This window comes from Paraburkholderia aspalathi, from assembly GCF_905220735.1.
Classification (GTDB): Bacteria; Pseudomonadota; Gammaproteobacteria; order Burkholderiales; family Burkholderiaceae; genus Paraburkholderia; species Paraburkholderia aspalathi.
The window spans coordinates 1,807,168-1,824,142 of sequence record NZ_CAJNBA010000001.1 but is presented as its reverse complement, the minus strand read 5'-3'; the positions used below and the strand labels follow the sequence as shown (position 1 = coordinate 1,824,142).

General features: G+C 61.7%; 17 protein-coding genes. 4 read left to right on the top strand and 13 right to left on the bottom strand.

Annotated features, from left to right (window positions below; translation table 11 throughout):
* The first annotated feature begins 60 nt into the window (after window positions 1-60).
* Both KHO30_RS08100 and KHO30_RS08095 read left to right on the top strand, forming a co-directional pair.
* Window positions 61-1,314: a LysR substrate-binding domain-containing protein gene (locus KHO30_RS08100; protein WP_200618337.1), complete on the top strand. Its 1,254-nt coding sequence runs from the start codon at window positions 61-63 to the stop codon at window positions 1,312-1,314.
* An 8-nt stretch (window positions 1,315-1,322) separates the two neighbouring features.
* A complete protein-coding gene (locus KHO30_RS08095) occupies window positions 1,323-1,724 on the top strand; it encodes a hypothetical protein (protein WP_211701027.1) in 402 nt (133 codons plus the stop codon).
* Window positions 1,725-2,100: 376 nt separating this feature from the next.
* Here the strand turns inward: KHO30_RS08095 and KHO30_RS08090 are convergent, their stop codons facing one another.
* The 11 genes from KHO30_RS08090 to KHO30_RS08040 all read right to left on the bottom strand — a co-directional run bounded on the left by KHO30_RS08090 (window position 2,101) and on the right by KHO30_RS08040 (window position 13,010).
* On the bottom strand, window positions 2,101-3,228 hold the full coding sequence (locus KHO30_RS08090; protein WP_211700516.1) for a porin: 1,128 nt from the start codon (window positions 3,226-3,228) through the stop codon (window positions 2,101-2,103).
* A gap of 425 nt (window positions 3,229-3,653) precedes the next feature.
* Entirely contained in the window at window positions 3,654-4,667 is a 1,014-nt protein-coding gene (locus tag KHO30_RS08085; protein ID WP_093637902.1) for an ABC transporter substrate-binding protein, read from the bottom strand.
* A 277-nt stretch (window positions 4,668-4,944) separates the two neighbouring features.
* Window positions 4,945-5,103 carry a hypothetical protein gene (locus KHO30_RS08080; protein WP_166618145.1) on the bottom strand — a complete coding sequence of 53 codons (159 nt, stop codon included), beginning with the start codon at window positions 5,101-5,103 and terminating at the stop codon, window positions 4,945-4,947.
* A 42-nt stretch (window positions 5,104-5,145) separates the two neighbouring features.
* On the bottom strand, window positions 5,146-5,715 hold the full coding sequence (locus KHO30_RS08075) for a phasin family protein (RefSeq protein WP_200618334.1): 570 nt from the start codon (window positions 5,713-5,715) through the stop codon (window positions 5,146-5,148).
* A gap of 109 nt (window positions 5,716-5,824) precedes the next feature.
* A complete protein-coding gene (locus KHO30_RS08070) occupies window positions 5,825-6,022 on the bottom strand; it encodes a hypothetical protein (protein WP_054038930.1) in 198 nt (65 codons plus the stop codon).
* A gap of 581 nt (window positions 6,023-6,603) precedes the next feature.
* Window positions 6,604-7,710: a 4-oxalomesaconate tautomerase gene (locus KHO30_RS08065; protein WP_211700515.1), complete on the bottom strand. Its 1,107-nt coding sequence runs from the start codon at window positions 7,708-7,710 to the stop codon at window positions 6,604-6,606.
* 15 nt (window positions 7,711-7,725) lie between these two features.
* Window positions 7,726-8,421, bottom strand: coding sequence for a 4-carboxy-4-hydroxy-2-oxoadipate aldolase/oxaloacetate decarboxylase (locus KHO30_RS08060; RefSeq protein ID WP_093637892.1), 696 nt, complete (start codon window positions 8,419-8,421; stop codon window positions 7,726-7,728).
* Window positions 8,418-9,146 (bottom strand): PIG-L deacetylase family protein, encoded by a 729-nt coding sequence (locus KHO30_RS08055; protein ID WP_211701005.1) that lies wholly within the window; start codon window positions 9,144-9,146, stop codon window positions 8,418-8,420. Before KHO30_RS08055 ends, KHO30_RS08060 begins: the two co-directional genes overlap by 4 nt.
* A gap of 217 nt (window positions 9,147-9,363) precedes the next feature.
* Window positions 9,364-10,467, bottom strand: coding sequence for a porin (locus KHO30_RS08050; protein ID WP_211700514.1), 1,104 nt, complete (start codon window positions 10,465-10,467; stop codon window positions 9,364-9,366).
* A 68-nt stretch (window positions 10,468-10,535) separates the two neighbouring features.
* A complete protein-coding gene (locus tag KHO30_RS08045) occupies window positions 10,536-11,864 on the bottom strand; it encodes a uracil-xanthine permease family protein (protein WP_211700513.1) in 1,329 nt (442 codons plus the stop codon).
* Window positions 11,865-11,894: 30 nt separating this feature from the next.
* Window positions 11,895-13,010, bottom strand: a complete 1,116-nt coding sequence (locus KHO30_RS08040) for an aryl-sulfate sulfotransferase (RefSeq protein WP_211700512.1) — start codon at window positions 13,008-13,010, stop codon at window positions 11,895-11,897.
* A gap of 104 nt (window positions 13,011-13,114) precedes the next feature.
* Between KHO30_RS08040 and KHO30_RS08035 the strand changes: the two genes are divergently transcribed.
* Window positions 13,115-14,071, top strand: coding sequence for a LysR family transcriptional regulator (locus KHO30_RS08035; protein WP_211700511.1), 957 nt, complete (start codon window positions 13,115-13,117; stop codon window positions 14,069-14,071).
* Window positions 14,072-14,086: 15 nt separating this feature from the next.
* On the opposite strand, the gene KHO30_RS08030 is transcribed toward KHO30_RS08035, so the two are convergent.
* Together KHO30_RS08030 and KHO30_RS08025 are read right to left on the bottom strand one after the other, a co-directional pair.
* Window positions 14,087-16,243 (bottom strand): tetratricopeptide repeat protein, encoded by a 2,157-nt coding sequence (locus KHO30_RS08030; RefSeq protein WP_211700510.1) that lies wholly within the window; start codon window positions 16,241-16,243, stop codon window positions 14,087-14,089.
* Window positions 16,240-16,515 carry a hypothetical protein gene (locus tag KHO30_RS08025; protein WP_143131738.1) on the bottom strand — a complete coding sequence of 92 codons (276 nt, stop codon included), beginning with the start codon at window positions 16,513-16,515 and terminating at the stop codon, window positions 16,240-16,242. Before KHO30_RS08025 ends, KHO30_RS08030 begins: the two co-directional genes overlap by 4 nt.
* Between KHO30_RS08025 and KHO30_RS08020 the strand changes: the two genes are divergently transcribed.
* Window positions 16,514-16,915 (top strand): DUF2946 domain-containing protein, encoded by a 402-nt coding sequence (locus KHO30_RS08020; RefSeq protein WP_200651405.1) that lies wholly within the window; start codon window positions 16,514-16,516, stop codon window positions 16,913-16,915. The two genes, KHO30_RS08025 and KHO30_RS08020, sit on opposite strands and share 2 nt — an antisense overlap.
* Window positions 16,916-16,975 lie beyond the last annotated feature (60 nt).

Genomic DNA, 16,975 nt, shown 5'->3' with positions numbered 1-16,975 from the left:
GATCACCCAGCACACCATCGCGGACACGTTGAACATCCGCCAGCCGGAACGCCGCCATCCGTGAGCAGCAAAGAACTCCTCAACCTGGCGCAATTGCGCGCATTTCGACTCGTCGCCGACATGGGTAGCGCCACGCGTGCGGCAGCGGCGCTATTTCGCGCCCAATCGGCTGTGACGCGCTCGGTACAGGAACTCGAGTCGGCACTCGGCGAGCCCCTCTTCGATCGCGGCCCCTCCGGCATGCTTCCAACGCCCGTTGGCCGCGCCGTGCTGCAGCGGTGCGAGCGGATCTTCGCCGAACTGGAAGAACTCGCGCAGTGGTGCTCCACGAGGCAGGCACGCCGGCGGCCGACAGCAGAAGGCGCGTTGCCGGCCTATCTGCTCAACACCCGGCGGCTTCAGCTATTCATCGCATTGGCCCGTCATCGGCATATGCCGAGTGCGGCGAAGACCTTCGGCATCAGTCAGCCGGCCGTCAGCACAGCGATCCGGGTGCTGGAAAGCGGCTCCGGTTTGAGTCTGTTCCATCGCAGCGCGCGCGGCATCCTGCTCACCACGGAGGGCGAAACGTTTCTGCTTCACGTGCGCCGCGCATTGAACGAATTGCGGCATGTGCCCGACGATATCGCCGCCTTGCACGGCAAGATTCAGGGTGCGGTGACGGTAGGCGCATTGCCGCTCGGGCGCACGTTGCTCCTGCCCAAGGCGATTGCGCGGATGACCACGCAGCATCCGGGCGTGAGAGTCGTCACTGACGAAAGCGCCTATGAGGCGCTGGTCGCCGGCCTGCGCGCGGGCGATATCGACTTCATTCTCGGCGCGCTGCGCGATAACGACGCCAGCAGCGGTTTGAAGAACGAGCGCCTGATGTCGGAAGATATGGTCGTTCTGGTGCGTCGCGATCACCCGCTCACTCGCGCACGCGATCTGACCATCATGGATTTGCGCGACGCGCAGTGGATCGTGCCGCGCAGCAATGCGCCGGCTCGCGCGCTGTTCGAAGCGCAATTCAAGCGAATGAAAGTGAAGCCGCCCATGCCCACGGTCGAGACGGCCGACCTCGCCGTGATTCGTGGGCTGCTGCTCGGCACGGACATGGTCGCGGCATTGTCGGGTCAGCAACTGCACTACGAAGTTCAATCTGGCCAGTTGACGATGCTCGACGTGCAGTTGCACAACACCCGGCGCGACATAGGCCTAACCATGCGGGCAGCCGGCACGCCCTCACCCGCTGCGCGTGCGTTGATCGACGCGATCCGGCTCTCGGTTGTCGATGTCACGCGGACGATCAGCATCGCTGCAAACCAGCTTTAGCGTGGCTAATGTCATTGAAATCTGGAATTCAGAATTACAAAGATCGCCAGAATATGCCGCTGTTGCCTTGGTCGAATAGTGACGATCAAGACAACGGAAGCACTATGAAAAGCCAATCTTTTTTGTTCGCACTATTCGCCTTCACCGCGTTCTGGGCTGCCGATAGCCAAGCCGCTCAGCCGAATTACGCCTATTCGACAACGGTGCACCTTTCCGACGGCAAAACGCTGAGCTGTGCTGTGAACGAGCCCCTGACCGCTGTGCGCGCCACCGGCACCGCGCTCACCCGACGCGAAACGACGGAAGCCGACGTATTGGCGACTCAGCGACTGCGCCTCGTCAGCGGCCCCACGTCTGCATATCCATCCCCGTACACAGCACCGAACGTCGCGTGCGGGGCCGTCGGTTGACTTGGAGTGGCGCGACGGAGTGCGTGCGGCTCATTCGGTACGATGCGGAACATCGTCCGGGAAAGGATAAGGGGTGTGAGGCCCTGGCCATTCCGCCGCCGGTGGACCGCTTAGCGCATTGCACCCGGCAACACCGGCCAGAAAGCCGCACGTGAGTAACGTGAGTAACGTGAGTAAAGCGGCGCAAATGCACCGTACTGCTGCTCGACCGTTCATCGCACACCTCCTCCTATCTACCGCATACGCTAGTTCTTGGACCTATCGTCGGCGTGGGAGGTTGCACATGGTGAGCCCCAAAAAAGCGGCGGGCGGATAAGTCCGCCGCCGCTAGCAGGAGCACATCGATGAACGGTTCAGAGCGAATCTGATTCCTGCATCAGAAGCGAGTGCGCACGCCCGAAGTCAGTTCGAGCTGATTGGTTGCGCCGAACGTCGTTCCGACTGTGTAGCCGCCATGCAGCCTCATGTAGTCGCCCGCCAGATACACCTCAGTACGCTTCGACAGGTGATAGAACGCCGACCAGTACAGCGTTTCCTTGTAACCGTTGTGGAGGCCCGACGTCGGATCGAAAGCGCCGATGTTCGCGTTCGGGATATCGCCGTCACTGTTGTAAGCGGCGTTGTGTACCCGCATCTGCTGATAGCCGAGTTCGTAGTCGAATGGCCCCTTCGGCGACAGCTTGAGCGACACCGTAAAGGCATTGTCCTGACGCTGGCCGAGCGCGCCCTGATTGCCCAGGTAACGGAAGTAACCTGCGTTGGCGCGCAGAATACCGAACGTGTAGTTGCCACCCACCGAGAACGACTGGTTGGTAAAGCCGACGCGATTCGCGTGGCTATAGAAGCCCGACAGGTTGAACGGGCCGCCGTTGTACCCGAGCGCTGCCTGGTAGTTGGCGTTGGAGCCGAAACTCGTCGAGTTGCCGAATGCGTAGCCTGCGCTGGCGAAAATGCCGTTGTCGAACAGTTTCTTCCATGCCACGCCATTGTTGTAACGTGTGCCGGTCGCGCTGGCGGCGTAGAAAATCATCTGCTTGAAGTTGTTCGCGTTCGTCCAGCCGCCTTCTTCCGTCGTCAGACTCGCGGTGCCGTACGGATCGCCATAAATCGTCGATGCGTCGCGTGCGATCGTGTTCTGGAAGCCTGCCGTAATCTTGCCGAACGTATCGTTCTGGATGCCGACCCATGCGTCACGGTCGAAAATCTGGCCCGGATCTTCCATCTGGCCGTTGGCGACAACGTATTCGCTTTCAAGCCGGAAAATGATCTTCGAACCGGCACCGATATCTTCCGCGCCCTTCAGGCCCCAACGGCTGCCGCTGAACCACGGTTCGCCGCCGATACCCATGCCGATCACGTGATCGCCGCTCGCATTCGCGTGCGACTGATAGGTCGGTACGCTCAGATCCATCAGGCCATAGAGCTGAACACTCGATTGGGCGTGCGCGCCGGTTGCCGCAAAAGCGCCTGCCGTAGCGGCCAAAGCCAGATACTTTTTCTTCACGATCGTCTCCTCTGATTACAACGTTGAAATTTTCGTTTTCGCCGACTGCGGTGACTGCGGTCCGGAGATCCGAACAACAGCCCCGATCAGTCGATGAGCGCAATCCTAGTTTTCTCAATCCTTCACGCCGCTTTCCCGCATCACCGGCACAACTAAGTGAATTCACCGATATACGTCGATAATTCGGCGCTCGCTACGTGGTATCGATGCCGCGCAAGATGATGCCGACCCACTTCAGCGCCGCAGGCCGTTCGGAGATAAAAGCGTTACGCCACCGGCGTCGAACTCGATCACCGGAGCGTCTTTGGAAACAGCGGGATTCATCAGGTAAATGCGGGCGAGGCGCCGGTACCGCGAAAGCGGCACCGGCGGCGCAACGAAATCACTCCGCAACCAACACGCAGCAGTGACCGGCAAGCGCCGGCTTATTTCGAACCGGTGAACTCGTTGGTGTAGGTTTTCGCCAGCTCGATATGCTTACCTTTGACCGACGGGTTGAACGCCGACAGCACCTTCAGCACGGTCTCGGGACCGTCGGCCGGCATCTTGCCGTCCTTCGTAAACATGGGCAGCGATGCTTTCAACGCGCTCACGTAGAGCGGTTTGTCTTTCTGATAGTCGTCAGGCATCTTCGCTGCAATTTCTTCCGCGCTATGCGTGTTGATGAATTGCATCGTGCGAACGAACGCGTGCGCGAGCTTCGCTGCTTCCGCCTTGTGGGAATCGGCCCATGCCGCCTGCACATAGAGGCTCGATCCCGGGTAGGTGCCGCCCAATGCCGCCTTCGTGCCTTCCACTGTGCGCATGTCGACAAGCACCTTTGCGTCGCCGGACTTCTGCAATGCCGAGACAGTCGGCTCAGTCGTCATGCCGGCGTCGATGCGACCTTGTTTGATCGCCGCGATGAAGCTCGCGTCGGCGCCCACCGGCAGCATCGTGTATTGCGTGGACGGGATGCCGTGCTGTCCAGCGAGGTATTGCGTCAGGAAGCTTGTCGAAGAACCGAGGCCGGTCACACCTAGCGTCTTGCCCTTCACGTCCGCCATCGATTTGACCGTTTCGGCCGCTTTGGTCGATACCATTTCGACCTCGCCCGGCACCTGCCCGAACACGACGATCGCCTTGACATCCTTGCCCTTGGTTTGCAGATCGATCGTATGGTCGTAGAAACCGACGACGGCCTGAACGGCGCCGGCCAGCAGTTCGTTCTCAGCATCGACGCCTGCCGGCTGCGACAGCAGTTCGACGTCGAGCCCTTCATCCTTGAAATAGCCGAGTTGTTCGGTCAGGCGCGCCGGCAAATAGATCAGCTTCGTGATACCGCCGACCATGATCGTGATCTTCTCGCCGTCAGCGGCTATCGCGTGCTGCGACGCAAGACTGAACAGCAGGCCGGAAGCAACGGCGATATGGCGCAACGTGCGAATGCGAGGGGTCATCGATTGTCTCCGTTATTGTCCGGTGCGGCGGAGTGCCGCCCGTCTGCATCGATGGGCCGATTCTAGGAGAGCGAATCCTTCCCTCGGCTTACACGGAGACCAAGGAGCCGTACGGGATTTCCATGAGAGACGCGCACAAAAAAAAGCCAAGGCGTGAAGCCTTGGCTTGGAAAATTCTGTGGGTCAAGACGTCCAGCAGAATCCGAAGGTGCCTGCTGCGCCTTGGAACGCAGCAGCACCCAGGTACGGCAATAACAGCCTTGGCGAGCGCGGAGGCTCAATGCCGGGCTTTGCTCCAATGCGGCCAGTAGTGGCGGTGATCGAGATGTCTAAGCCGCTTGCGACGCATCTGCTCCCGGTAATAATGAGCGGCGACGAACACAGGCGCCATCGCCAGCACGAACGAACCCATAACGATTCCCACTGCTTCACTCATCGCGACCTCCATTGCGGAACTAGCGAACTATCGGCTTCAGTTCTATCGCTTCGCGCCCGCGGCTACGGGAGCCTTCTCAGAGTTGCCTTGCACGGCCTTCGATGCCGAGGCAGTGACTACATCAAGATTGCTTTCGGCAAACTGCACAGCCTGTTGCCCCGTTTTCTGCAGCGTTTCGTACAGGGTCGTGGTGGCGGCAATCGCGGACTTCCATGCGGCGACTGCTGCTTCGGAGCCGGTGGGAGCATGCTTCGCCGTTTCTTCGACGAATGCCTGCACGCGGTCGTTATAGCGCTCGTAGTGCGCCTGTGCGAGTTGCGTGACTTCAGCCTGAGTGCTCGATGCGATCTCGAACACCTGCTTGCTGTATGACAGTGATTTTTCCGCGAAGGGTGCGGTGAAACCGGCTTGCAGCGCGAACCATTGCGGCGGCTCCGTCGTGCCAGACACCTTCGCCATGTTTTCCTGCGTTTCGGCCAGCGTGGCCCTGACGGCCTGCAGGTTCAGCGCGGCCAGTTTCTCGAAGCCTTCAAAGATCTTTCCGGCCACCCCGAAGAACGCGTCGACGTTGGCCTTCTGTGCAGCAACCTGCTCGGGACTCAATAGAGTCATTGTGAATTCCTCAAAGTTCGGTCCGGCACGCGAAGCCCCGATCGGACGGGTGTGCTGCGGCGGATCGCGATGGTGAATAAATCGATGTGGGTGTCGCAGATGCAGATGCCTAGCGCATCCGGGCAACCGCCTTGAGAATGGAATCGCCTTCGCTTGTGATCTGAGGACGTGAACGTCCCGACGCGAGGTTTTCCAGGGATATGAGTTGTCGCTCGAGCAGAGCGTCGAGCTCGGCGCGGCCCAGTTCGATCTGATCCGGGGCGTTCTTGATGAGCATTAACGTAGCGAATTCATGGGGACTCAACATATCGTCTCCTCGATTTAGTCCATCTGCGCGGGAAGTATTAATTACCCCCTCCAGCTTTAATGCCCGGCAAATGTTCCTGCCGTCTCCGCAAGCGATCGTTCGAGAAATCGCATCTGGGAGACGCCATCATAACCGCTCAATTTTCAAATGCAATATGCGGGATGCGCTTTATCAAAACTGCTATTTTGTCTGTTGAATACTTCCGCATTACAGGGCCCCGCAATGCCCCTCGATAACACTGCCACAGCCCCGTGGATGCCCGCCGGGCATGGTTTGATGGCTGATCCATTCAACACACCAATGTTTGAATCGACGGCTTAATTAACACGATCGATTCATTTTGAATTCGCTGAGTCTGTTTATATTTGAATATTGTATTTACAGACCGAAACTTTATCGAGGCGACCATCCCTACCTCGACATTGCGAAACATTTATTACAACGCGCATCAATTTTAAGAATAGGCAGAATTTCAATCAGCGCGGATGCCTCTGACTTATTTATCGGGTTGAACTCCACAAACAACCCGCAATACCGCTAACCGCGCTGAAACCCAGCGAAGCGACCCGCCTGAAGTCCGCTTATGTCCGTGCCGGCCACACTGCCGAAGGAATGCCGACTGCTCCGTCGAATAGCCACCTCGCCGTGCGCAAGAGCGCCGCGCTCAGCACTTCAGGCTGACAAGGGCTTCCGCCGAGAACGAGTTCCACCGTGAACTCGCCTGTCGGGTGCTCAACCGACACGCGCTTCCGCGCGCCGTCAGCGTCCACCTCGGCAAGGCCCTCGCAGACCGTACCCGGCAGCACCGCGGCCGTGGCCACGCTCACCGCACCGAGTACACCGATCGACGCGTGGCAGCGATGCGGAATAAAGCTGCGCGTGCTGATCGTGCCGCCGTGGCGAGGCTCGGCCACCAGACACATCTTCGGCACCGTGCGCGCGCTCACGTCGCCGAGATTCATCATTGGCCCCACAGCAAGCCGGATCTTTTCGATGCGCGCTTTCAGTTCGTCATCCGCGTCGAGTTGCTCGCGCGTTTCGTAACCGGTGCGATCGAGATCGCGCGCTCGCAGCAGCACGAGGGGCATGCCGTTGTCGATGCACGTCACGTCGATACCGTCGACCGTATCCTTGAGATGCCCCGTAGGCAGCAGCGTGCCGCAAGTGGAACCAGCCGTGTCCCTGAACTCGAGCGGAATCGGCGCTGCGAGGCCTGGCACGCCGTCGATGCGGGCATCGCCTTCGTAGGTAACCTGGCCTCCCGGCGTGCTTACCGTCGCTACCGCGATCTGCCCGGTGTTGACCATGTGAATCGCGACCGGTGTGCTGCCGTCGCGTGCATCCACGAGACCGCGTTCGATCGCAAACGGGCCGACGCCCGCGAGAATATTGCCGCAGTTCTGTCCGAAATCGACCCGCGCTTCGTTCACGACGACTTGTGCAAACAGATAGTCGACGTCGGCATCGTCGCGCGTGGAGGGCGAGATGATCCCCACCTTGCTCGTCAACGGATCGGCGCCGCCGATGCCGTCGATCTGGCGCGGATCGGGCGAGCCCATCACGGCAAGCAGAACACGGTCCCGAAGAGCGGGATCGGCCGGCAAATCCGTCGCCATGAAATAGGCGCCTTTCGACGTGCCGCCGCGCATCATCATGCACGGAATGCGCGTTTGTGCGCGACTGGGCATGACCTCGCCTCTCCGTCAAATATCTTCGGCCGAGGCGACGTAGCGCAGGCCCTTTTGCGCGAGCTTCTCGCGCATCGCGTAGTAGTCGAGACCGAGCGTGCCGCCGGCCAGCACCGAACGCGTCTTCTCTTCCTTCGCGATGCGGGCTTGCGACGCCTGCGCGACACTCGCCACGGTATCGAACGGCACGACGACAATGCCGTCATCGTCCGCAACGATGACGTCGCCGGGATGCACGATCTGCTGCGCGCATACCACCGGGATATTCACCGAACCGAGCGTTTCCTTGACCGTCCCTTGCGCGGACACGGCCTTCGACCAGACTGGGAATTTCATTTCCCTGAGTGAGGCGACGTCGCGGCATCCCGCGTCGATGATCAGTCCGCGCACGCCACGTGCCGTAAGCGAGGTCGCGAGCAGGTCGCCGAAATAACCGTCCTCGCAAGGCGAAGTCGGCGCCACAACGAGAATGTCACCCTCGCGGCATTGCTCGACGGCAACGTGCAGCATCCAGTTGTCCGAGGGCGGCACCAGCACCGTCACCGCCGACCCCGCGATAGCCGGCCCCGAGTAGATCGGTCGCATGTACGACGCAAGCAGGCCTAGCCGGTTCTGCGCCTCGTGAACGGTGGCGGCGCCCGCATGCTGCAGCACGGCCACGTCGCGCGGATCGGCGCGGCGGATAGTCGTCACCACAACGCCTCGCTTCATGCCAGTTCTCCCGTCACGGCCGGGGTGATGCGTTGATAGCCTTCCGCGTATTGAATATCGCGCGCGGCGGTGATGCCGATATTGCGCTTGGCCTGTACGCCGCGTTGCAGGGCGACGCGCGTGTAGTACTCCCACAGGTGCTCCTGGCCCGCCATACACTCGATCGCACGGCGCTTGGTGTCCCAGACCTCGGTGATATCGAGGAACGTATTGGGCATCCATTCGCATTGTTCGGTTTGATGCGGTTCGAACGCGTAGACGGGCGGCGCACCGACCACCTTCTGCCCGGGATTGTGACCTTCGGCCTGGGCGATGATCCGCGCTTCCTGCGCCACGTGCATGGCGAGCGGGTGATCGAAGTTGTATGGGTCTTTCTGCGAATGGCTCAATACGAACGCCGGCTGCAGTTCACGGTACACATCGACGAGGCGCATCAGAGCCTCGTCCGGCACGCGCAACGGGTAATCGCCGAGATCAAGAAATTCGACTTCCGCACCGAGGATGTCCGCGGCCCGCTCGGCCTCCTCCTTGCGCGCCGCCTTGACCTTCTCGATCGTCATTTCGCCCTTGCGCCAGAGTTTCGCCGATTCTCCGCGCTCGCCGAAAGAAAGACACATGACCTTCGTACGGTATCCGTTTTTTTTGTGCAGAGCGATTGCACCACCTGCTCGCCACACGAAATCGGCGCTATGCGCGCTCACCACCAACATCGCCTTGCCTGCCATTTCCAACCCACCTGTATTCACTATGTGATGGGTACTATTGTAGGTTTCGAAGGTGGCGAGGAAGCACCTAAAGGAGCGTGCAATGCCATCTAATCTGTTTATTGGAATGGGGCGGTTCAACGCGAGACCGGCTTGGAGCCTTGAGGAGCGCGTTGTTCAACGATGTTCCCGAACACGCGGCACAGCGCGCCTGCAACTCCGTCGTCCCGCGATCGAATCAGAACAGATGGTGTATCCCGCTCAGAAACACCGTCTGCCTTCCACCTGACGCCGCGCCGATCCCGAGCGTATTCGCCACCACCCCGCCACCTGCGGTCTCGAACATCAGATCGGCATAGAGTTGCGTTGCTTTCGAAAGCGAATACACGTTCGCCACGGTCAATTGAGTCCAGCGATACCCCGCGAGGGTCGCAGTCCATGCCCCCGCCGCAATCTCCTCCGCGGGCGTCAGGCGCACGTTGACGCCGCCGTCGACGGTGCGAAAGTGCTCGCTGCCGCCGTCCGACTGGATTCGCACATCCGTTGCGAGCGCATGCAGCGTCACGCGTTCGAAACGATACGATCCGCCGATTCCCATGTCGCGTACCTGTTTCGCGTTGAAGGTGGCGCCTGGCGCGAGCGTCTGTCCTTCGAACGACGTCAGGCCGAGTCCATTGGAAAGCGGCAGCAAACGGTCGCGGTATTCGGAATACACCGCCACCAGTTTGAGCGGCCCGTTCGTATAGTTGGCACCGAAGCTAATGGTCCGTCCATTGGTGTTGCTGGCCGACGCGCCGGGAAATCCGTAGAGCGCACCGAAACTGAGTCCGCTGTAGTTCGCACTCTTCCACTTCACGGTGCTCGACAACTGAACCGGCAAGGTGCTTCCAAGGCCATCGAGATTGCCCGGGTGAAACGCAGAGAAGTCGCCGAGCAGTTGACCGGTCGACACCGAGCCGAGCCAATCGAAATTCCAGTCGGTCTGACGGCCGAGCGTCACGGTGCCGGACATCGGATCGGACAGGCCCACGTAGGCCTGACGATTGAAGAAGGTGCTGCTGGCGGACGCGCCCGTTGTCGTGACGAAACCGCTTTCGAGTCTGAATACCACCGAACGGCCCGCGCCGATATCTTCGACGCCCTGGAAGCCGAAGCGGTCGGCCTGAAAGGTGCCCTGCTCGGCGATATACGCATGGGCGCCGTGCAGGTTGCTCACGTAGCCAAGACCCGCGTCGAGACTGCCGTACAGCGTGACGCTGCTCTGGGCGTTGGCCGCAGTCGAAACGACGAGCGCAGGCAAGCACGCGACGAGTGTCGCGCGGAAAGCGAAATGGGTTTTCATGGCGTGTTGGTTGAAGCGCTGGAGGGAGAACTGCGTGGCCGTGCGTTAGAAGTTAAAGCCCGAGTTCATCAGGTTGGTTGGATCTTTTCCGCGGGCCTTAGATGCCATGCGCCGAAAACCAGATTGACGACGATGGCGGTGAGCGTCCCCGCCGCCATGCCGTTGCCCAATACGATCTGCACATAGCCCGGGAACGATGCGTAGACGTTGGGGACCAGAATCGGTATCAGCCCCGCAACGAGCGCGGCAGCGAGCGTGTATTGATTGCCGCGTGCATGCAGGTCGACCTTGCCGAGCAGATTGACGCCCATCACGCCGATCATCGCGAACACGATCAGCGCCGTGCCGCCTACCACCGGCGCGGGAATGGCGTAAGCGAAGCGTCCGAGCGGCGCAAACAGCGCGATGGCCATCAACATCGCACCCGCCGTCGCGGTCACGTAGCGCGAGCGCACCCCGGTGGTCTGCACGACGCCGATGTTCTCCGCGCTCGTGATGATGAGCGAGGTGCCCAGCAGCGAGCCGAGCAGCGACGCCACCGCATCGCCGCGAATCGTCCTCGGCACATCGCGGCGCATGTCGATCTTCCTGCCGGTGATCTCGCCGACGGCAACCGTCTGCCCCGTTGCCTCGGCCATCGAAATCACGCTGAAGATCAGCATCGGCAGCGCGGCAAGCACGTCGAAACGCGGCATGCCGAAAGGCAGCAAAACCGGCAGCGTGAAGAGCGGACCACCCCACATACCGCCTGCGGGCATCAGTCCCATAGCCCAGCCGGCACACGTGCCCATCGCAAGGCCGAGCAGCACAGCAAGCCGCCCCGCCGTGCCCTTGAAAAGGCGCGCCACGGCCAGCGTCGCCACGATCGTGAGCAACGCAAGGCCAAGCGACTGCGGCCGCGCGAAACCAGGCGTGCCCGGCTGGCCGACGATGATGCCGGCGTAAATCTTGATGAGGCTCACTGAGACGAGCAGCAGCATCGTTCCCACCACCACACGCGGGAAAAACCGCAGGCAGCGCGCGAATACCGGCAGGACGAGCCAGTAGAACAGGCTGGTGAGAATCGCCGCGCCCGCGGCAGTGCGCAGATCCGTCTGCGTGGCGATGACGGCGAACAGCATGGCGGGCGCGCCGCCCGGCACCATTACAAAGGGCAGCCGCGCCCCGATCGACCCCGCCCCGAGCGATTGCAACAGCGTGCCGGCGCCACAGGCAAAGAAGGTCGCGCCGATCAGATGCACGGTCATGTCCGATGAGAGCGACAGCATCCTCGACACCAGAAAAACCGCGGTGACGGGCGAAGCCGCCATCGACAGGACATGCTGCAAGCCGAACAGCGCGAGTTGCCACGCAGGCAGGCGCGTATCGACGCTATGTGTGGCTGGGTCTGGATTCACGTTACCCCCGAGGGATCGAAAACGCGGCGTTCAGGCGCGCAGCCACGGCAATTGCTCGCGGCTGTAGCGGAAGGTCTGGAAGACGCTGTTCAACTGGCCGGGGCCGGTTTTGCGCGCCGCTTCGTCCGGGTACTGGTCGAACCAGGGAATCACGTATTCCCACACCACTTCTCCAGCGGGCGTCACTTCGAAGAGGCGGCCCGTTGCCGACTCGGTGATGTGCGTATTGCCATTCGCGAGTCGTTGCGCGTTGCCCATGAAAGCGCTGTAGAACGCATTCACCATGTCGTCGGCGTAAGACCACACCACCTCGTTGTTCGACGGATCGATTTCGAGCACGCGCGAAAAAGCCACATGCGCGCCGCTACGGAAATTGCCGTTGTCGAACGTAAGAATGTTGCCGTTAGCGAGCGCCACGGGTGCGTGCTGGTGCGACACCACGCTCGGCGGAATGTGCATCGTCACGCCGCCGGTCTTGCGATCGACGGCGATGATGCCCGACGTGGTGCGCAGACTCATCAGCACGTCGCCGTTCGCATTCACGCCGAGTCCGTTCACGAGCGGCCAGTGATAGCGGCCGAAACCCGACGCGATCGGAAAGTCCTCGGGCTGGAGGTGTTCCCATGCCTTCCATTCCCACACCAGCTCGCCCGCGCGATTCACTTCGCGGATCACGTCGGCGTACATGACTTCGTCGGGACCGTGCGCCGTGCCGCCCTGCACGCGCTCGGCAAATCCCGCCGGCACGGGTGCGCACGCGGCGTAAAGCAAATTACCGTTGGCGAGCCACTGCGCGTCATGATGATGTGCGGGATCTTCGTAATGCCAGACCACCTCGCCCCCAGGCGTGACTTCGGAGAAATCGCCGCCGTGCCACATCGACCATGGGGCGTAACGGTCTTCCGATTTTGCATGGTTGCCGTTGTAGCCGAGATTGCCGTTGGCAAGAATCACGGCGTGGCGTCCGGCCCGCACCGGCATCTTCCACTCGTGCACGACGGCGCCCTCGATATCGATGAGATAGACGCGGCCACCCGCCGTTTGCGGAGCAATCAGCGTATACCCGCCGAATGAAACCCTGGGGTCGTGAGCGATGAAGCCGACGCCGCGGCGCCGCTGGGTAATTTGATCGACTGTCGTGGTCACGGTTCGCTCCGTTAAGATGATGAAGCGAAATCTAGGCTATCCGTTCCGTCAATAAAATCTGATTATTCTTAACGGGCCGTATGGAAAAACTATACGGTCTATTTATGCGTCCAATATCGCAGACATTCCGTTGTTTCGACGAGGTAGTCAGGCGCGGCTCGATCCGCAAAGCCGCCGAATCGCTGCACCTGACCGCGGCCGCCGTGCACCAGCAAATTCTTAATCTCGAGGAGCAGGTCGGCTCGCCGCTTTTCGACCGGTTGCCGCGCGGCATGCAACTCACCACGGCTGGCGAGATCATCATTGCTGCGGTGCGGCGCGGACAGCGCGATTTCGACAACGCAATGACTCAGGTGGAAGACCTGCGTTCGCTGCGCCGCGGGCATATCAATCTCGCGGTGTCGCCTTCGTCGGCCGAGCAGTTGGTGCCCGAAGCCATTCAGGCCGCCATGAAGAGCTATCCAGGGGTGACGTACAGCGTGCGCTCGGGCAACGGCGAGAGCATCCTCAAGTGGGTGGAGACCGGTGAAGCCGACATCGGCTATGGCCTGCGTCGCAAGCCGCCGCCCGGCGTCGTGGAAGTGCGCGCCTTCTCGCAACACCTCGGGCTCGTCACGCCGCCTGGGCATCCGCTGACGAAGCTCGGCAAGCGGCCCCGGCTACGCGACTGTCTCGACTACCCGCTTATCCTCATGACACCGGATACGGAGTTGCGGGCCATGGTGGATCAGATCGACCACCGCGACCAACGCAAGGCGCGTCCCCTGGTGGAGACGAGTTCGGTTTCGATGGTGCGCCGGCTCGTTGCGGACGGTGTCGGGATCGGCTTCCTGATCGCGGAGAATGTGGCGGAGGACGTGACGCAACGCAAGCTTGCGTGGACTGCGCTCGCCGATGCGGGCGCGAAGTCGTTCAGTTGCCTTTATCAACGCTCCGACCTGACCACGACCGTCGCGATGAGCATGTTCCTGCAGTTCCTCGGCCACGCGATCGAGGCGACCGAGAGCCAGTTTCACGCTTCAGCGCAAGCGGGCCGCAAGCGCGGGCAGCGGATCAAGTGAGGAATCCGGAGGAGTTCAGAGTTCAGTAGCGCGTTCAACGGCAAACCGCTCCACACACGCCTGCCGCACTCTCTCGACCGACACGGCCCAGTCTTCGCCCACTGCCCGGCGGAACAGCCGCAGCGTGTGCGGATACCACGGCGAATCATTGCGCTCGTGCATCCAGCGCCAGTCAATGTCTTTCTCCGGCAGCATTATCCAGCATGGTTTGCCCAGCGAGGCGGCCAGATGCGCCATGGACGTGTCCACGCAAATCACCAGATCGAGTTGTTCGATGATCGCGGCGCTGTCCGCGAAATCGTTCACCGCCGAACCGAGTTCGAGCAGCGGCTGACCGGCGGGCGGGTTTTGCGCCTCGTCCTCGCCCTGGCCTTTTTGCAGACTCACAAAGCTCAGACCCGGCACGCTCCAGAGCGGCGCAAGCGTGGCTAGCGTTGGGATCGACCGGTTCGCGTCGTTATGGTGTTTCGCATTGCCTTTCCACACCAGCCCGACCTTGCGGCCGGGCGGCAGGGTCTCGAGCATCGGCCGCCATTTTTCGACGAGCGACGGCTCGGCCGCGAGACGGACCGGGCGCGGAATCGTGTCCACTGCCGTACGCAAGTGCAGCGGCGCGCTCAACAAGCTCGTCCAGCAGTCGTATGTCGATGCGGCTACATGGGCCAACGCCGTATCGTGATCGAGCACGGCATCCACGCCGTCCACCGTAGCCATCAGCCGGTGCAAGGCAGGCTGGCACGCAAAGGCGATATGCGCGGCCCCTTGCGCCTTGAGCAAGGCGAAATAGCGGCTGAATTGGACCATATCGCCAAGCCCGTCTTCCTGCCAGACCAGCAAGGACTTGTCGGCGAGCGAGTCGCCTTGCCACTGCGGACAGCTCAACATGGAACGCGTCTTGTGATGCACGAAACCCGGCTGGTCGTAGCGGCACTCGTACAAGCGCCAGCCATCTTCAAAGCGGCCCATGCTGAGCACCAGCACAGCCAGACCGAACCTGGCATCGCCGTAATCGGGGCGTAAAGCGAGCGCCCGCAGGTAAGCGGCTTCGGCTTCCGGCAGCCGCTTGAGTTGCGCCAGCGCGGCCCCGACGTTGTAGTGAGCCTCGGCGAGATCAGGACGAAGCGTAAGTGCTTGTGCGAAGGCCTCGACCGCCTCCGGCAAACGGTCGAGCTGACGAAGCACGCAGCCCAGATTGTTGTGCGCGTGAACGATGTCGGGCCGGCAGCGAATCGCTTCCCGGTAAGCCATTTCGGCCTCGGGTAGACGCTCCAGGCTGGTTAGCGCGAGGCCGAGGTTGTAGTGCGCCTCGGCATAGTCCGGGCGATGCGCGATTGCCTCCCGGTACGCCGCCTCAGCCTCGGGCAGACGCTGGAGATCAGCCAGCACCGCACCGAGGTTGAGGTGCGCCTCCGCGTAATCCGGGCGAATCGCCAGCGCGAGCCGGCAGGCCAGTTCGGCCTCGGGCAGACGATACGTCGCCTTCAGCACGCCGCCGAGGTTATTGAGCGCTTCGGGATACTGGGGCTTGATGGTCAGCGCCTGCCTGTAGGCAGCGTCTGCCTCTGCGACGCGACCAAGTTCCATCAGCACGTTGCCCAGGTTGTTGTGCGCCTCGGCGTGTTCCGGCAGCCCGATCAGCGCCTCGCGATAGGCCACTTCCGCCTCATGCAGGCGACGCAGTTCGTGCAATACGATAGCCCGGTTGTAGTGCGCCTCCGCGTAGTCGGGGCGGATCGTCACCGCCTGACGATACGATGCCTCGGCCTCTTCCCGGTAACCCATCCCGTAGAGCACGGTGCCGAGATTGTTGTGCGCGTCGGCCTGGCCGGGCCGCAGCGCGACCAGTTGCCGATAGACCGCCTTGGCCGCCGACAGGCGGCCGTGCGATTTGAGCAGCATGCCGAGACTGCTGTACACCTCGGCATAGTCGGGTTTGGCGCGCAGACACTGGCGCCAGTAGGTTTCCGCGTCGGACAGATTGCCCATGCCGTACCAGCAGGCGCCCGCAATATTCAACGCGTCGGCCCGCGCGTCTTCCTCCACCTCGTCGTGCGGGTCGAGGATCGGCTCCACCAACGACCAGGCATCGGCGAATTGCCCGCTTTTGCAGAGCAATGCCGCCTGCTGATTGATGTCGGCTATCGAGGATGCTGGCGTCTGCGTGGCAGTCATGAGTCGTGGTAACGGGTGGCGGCGGTCAGCCGGGTCAATCGTGTTTTGCCTGCCCTGTCCGGCGTTTCGCGTATCTGCGCGGCCGCGCAGGAGGTCGAAGCGCCGACAGGGAAAGCCGAACATTTACCATGCAGCTTAAGGGAAACAGTCACGCTGTAACGCCCCGAAATGAGCCGGTTTCGGCCTTCTAATCCGACGCTATAGGCGGAATCACAGGAGAAAAGACCGCGCGGCAGTGCTAGAATCGCCCGCGTCTTTACGTTCATCACCATGACTCCACGCTCCCATAACCGCATGACCGCATGGCTTGGCCTGATCGCCATGTGGCTTGTCGTGTTCGCGCCGGTCGTGAGTCAGATGCTGGTATCGAACCGCGCGAACGAGCCCTTCGCGGCGCTCTGTTCGGCGCTACAGCCGGCTAGTCAGAGCCTGGTGAACCAATCCACGCAGGCCAAGCCGGCGCCCGTCCACCTCAGCCACGACGACGCCTTCGGCGCATGCGGCTACTGCCATCTGCTCCAGCATCACGTCGCCATGCCGACTGTTGCGGCCGTCGAACCGCCGCCCGCGCTCGCGCTTGCCGGCACCGTGCCGCCCGCCCTCTCCACCCGCTTCACACCGCTCGGCGCGTTCCCGTCCGGACGCCCAAGAGGCCCGCCCGCCGTTTCCTGATCGCTGTTGTTCCTGATCGCGCATTTGCCGCACCCGTTGAGGGGGCGTGCGATCGCCTGT

What these genes read in the sequence shown, in the direction of transcription:
- KHO30_RS08060 (WP_093637892.1), bottom strand. Translation starts at nt 8,421, where the DNA reads ATGAAGCGAGGCGTTGTGGTGACGACTATCCGCCGCGCCGATCCGCGC.
- KHO30_RS08095 (WP_211701027.1), top strand. Translation starts at nt 1,323, where the DNA reads ATGTCATTGAAATCTGGAATTCAGAATTACAAAGATCGCCAGAATATG.
- KHO30_RS08085 (WP_093637902.1), bottom strand. Translation starts at nt 4,667, where the DNA reads ATGACCCCTCGCATTCGCACGTTGCGCCATATCGCCGTTGCTTCCGGC.
- KHO30_RS08025 (WP_143131738.1), bottom strand. Translation starts at nt 16,515, where the DNA reads ATGGTGATGAACGTAAAGACGCGGGCGATTCTAGCACTGCCGCGCGGT.
- KHO30_RS08065 (WP_211700515.1), bottom strand. Translation starts at nt 7,710, where the DNA reads ATGCCCAGTCGCGCACAAACGCGCATTCCGTGCATGATGATGCGCGGC.
- KHO30_RS08070 (WP_054038930.1), bottom strand. Translation starts at nt 6,022, where the DNA reads ATGTTGAGTCCCCATGAATTCGCTACGTTAATGCTCATCAAGAACGCC.
- KHO30_RS08080 (WP_166618145.1), bottom strand. Translation starts at nt 5,103, where the DNA reads ATGAGTGAAGCAGTGGGAATCGTTATGGGTTCGTTCGTGCTGGCGATG.
- KHO30_RS08050 (WP_211700514.1), bottom strand. Translation starts at nt 10,467, where the DNA reads ATGAAAACCCATTTCGCTTTCCGCGCGACACTCGTCGCGTGCTTGCCT.
- KHO30_RS08030 (WP_211700510.1), bottom strand. Translation starts at nt 16,243, where the DNA reads ATGACTGCCACGCAGACGCCAGCATCCTCGATAGCCGACATCAATCAG.
- KHO30_RS08055 (WP_211701005.1), bottom strand. Translation starts at nt 9,146, where the DNA reads ATGGCAGGCAAGGCGATGTTGGTGGTGAGCGCGCATAGCGCCGATTTC.
- KHO30_RS08075 (WP_200618334.1), bottom strand. Translation starts at nt 5,715, where the DNA reads ATGACTCTATTGAGTCCCGAGCAGGTTGCTGCACAGAAGGCCAACGTC.
- KHO30_RS08020 (WP_200651405.1), top strand. Translation starts at nt 16,514, where the DNA reads ATGACTCCACGCTCCCATAACCGCATGACCGCATGGCTTGGCCTGATC.
- KHO30_RS08035 (WP_211700511.1), top strand. Translation starts at nt 13,115, where the DNA reads ATGCGTCCAATATCGCAGACATTCCGTTGTTTCGACGAGGTAGTCAGG.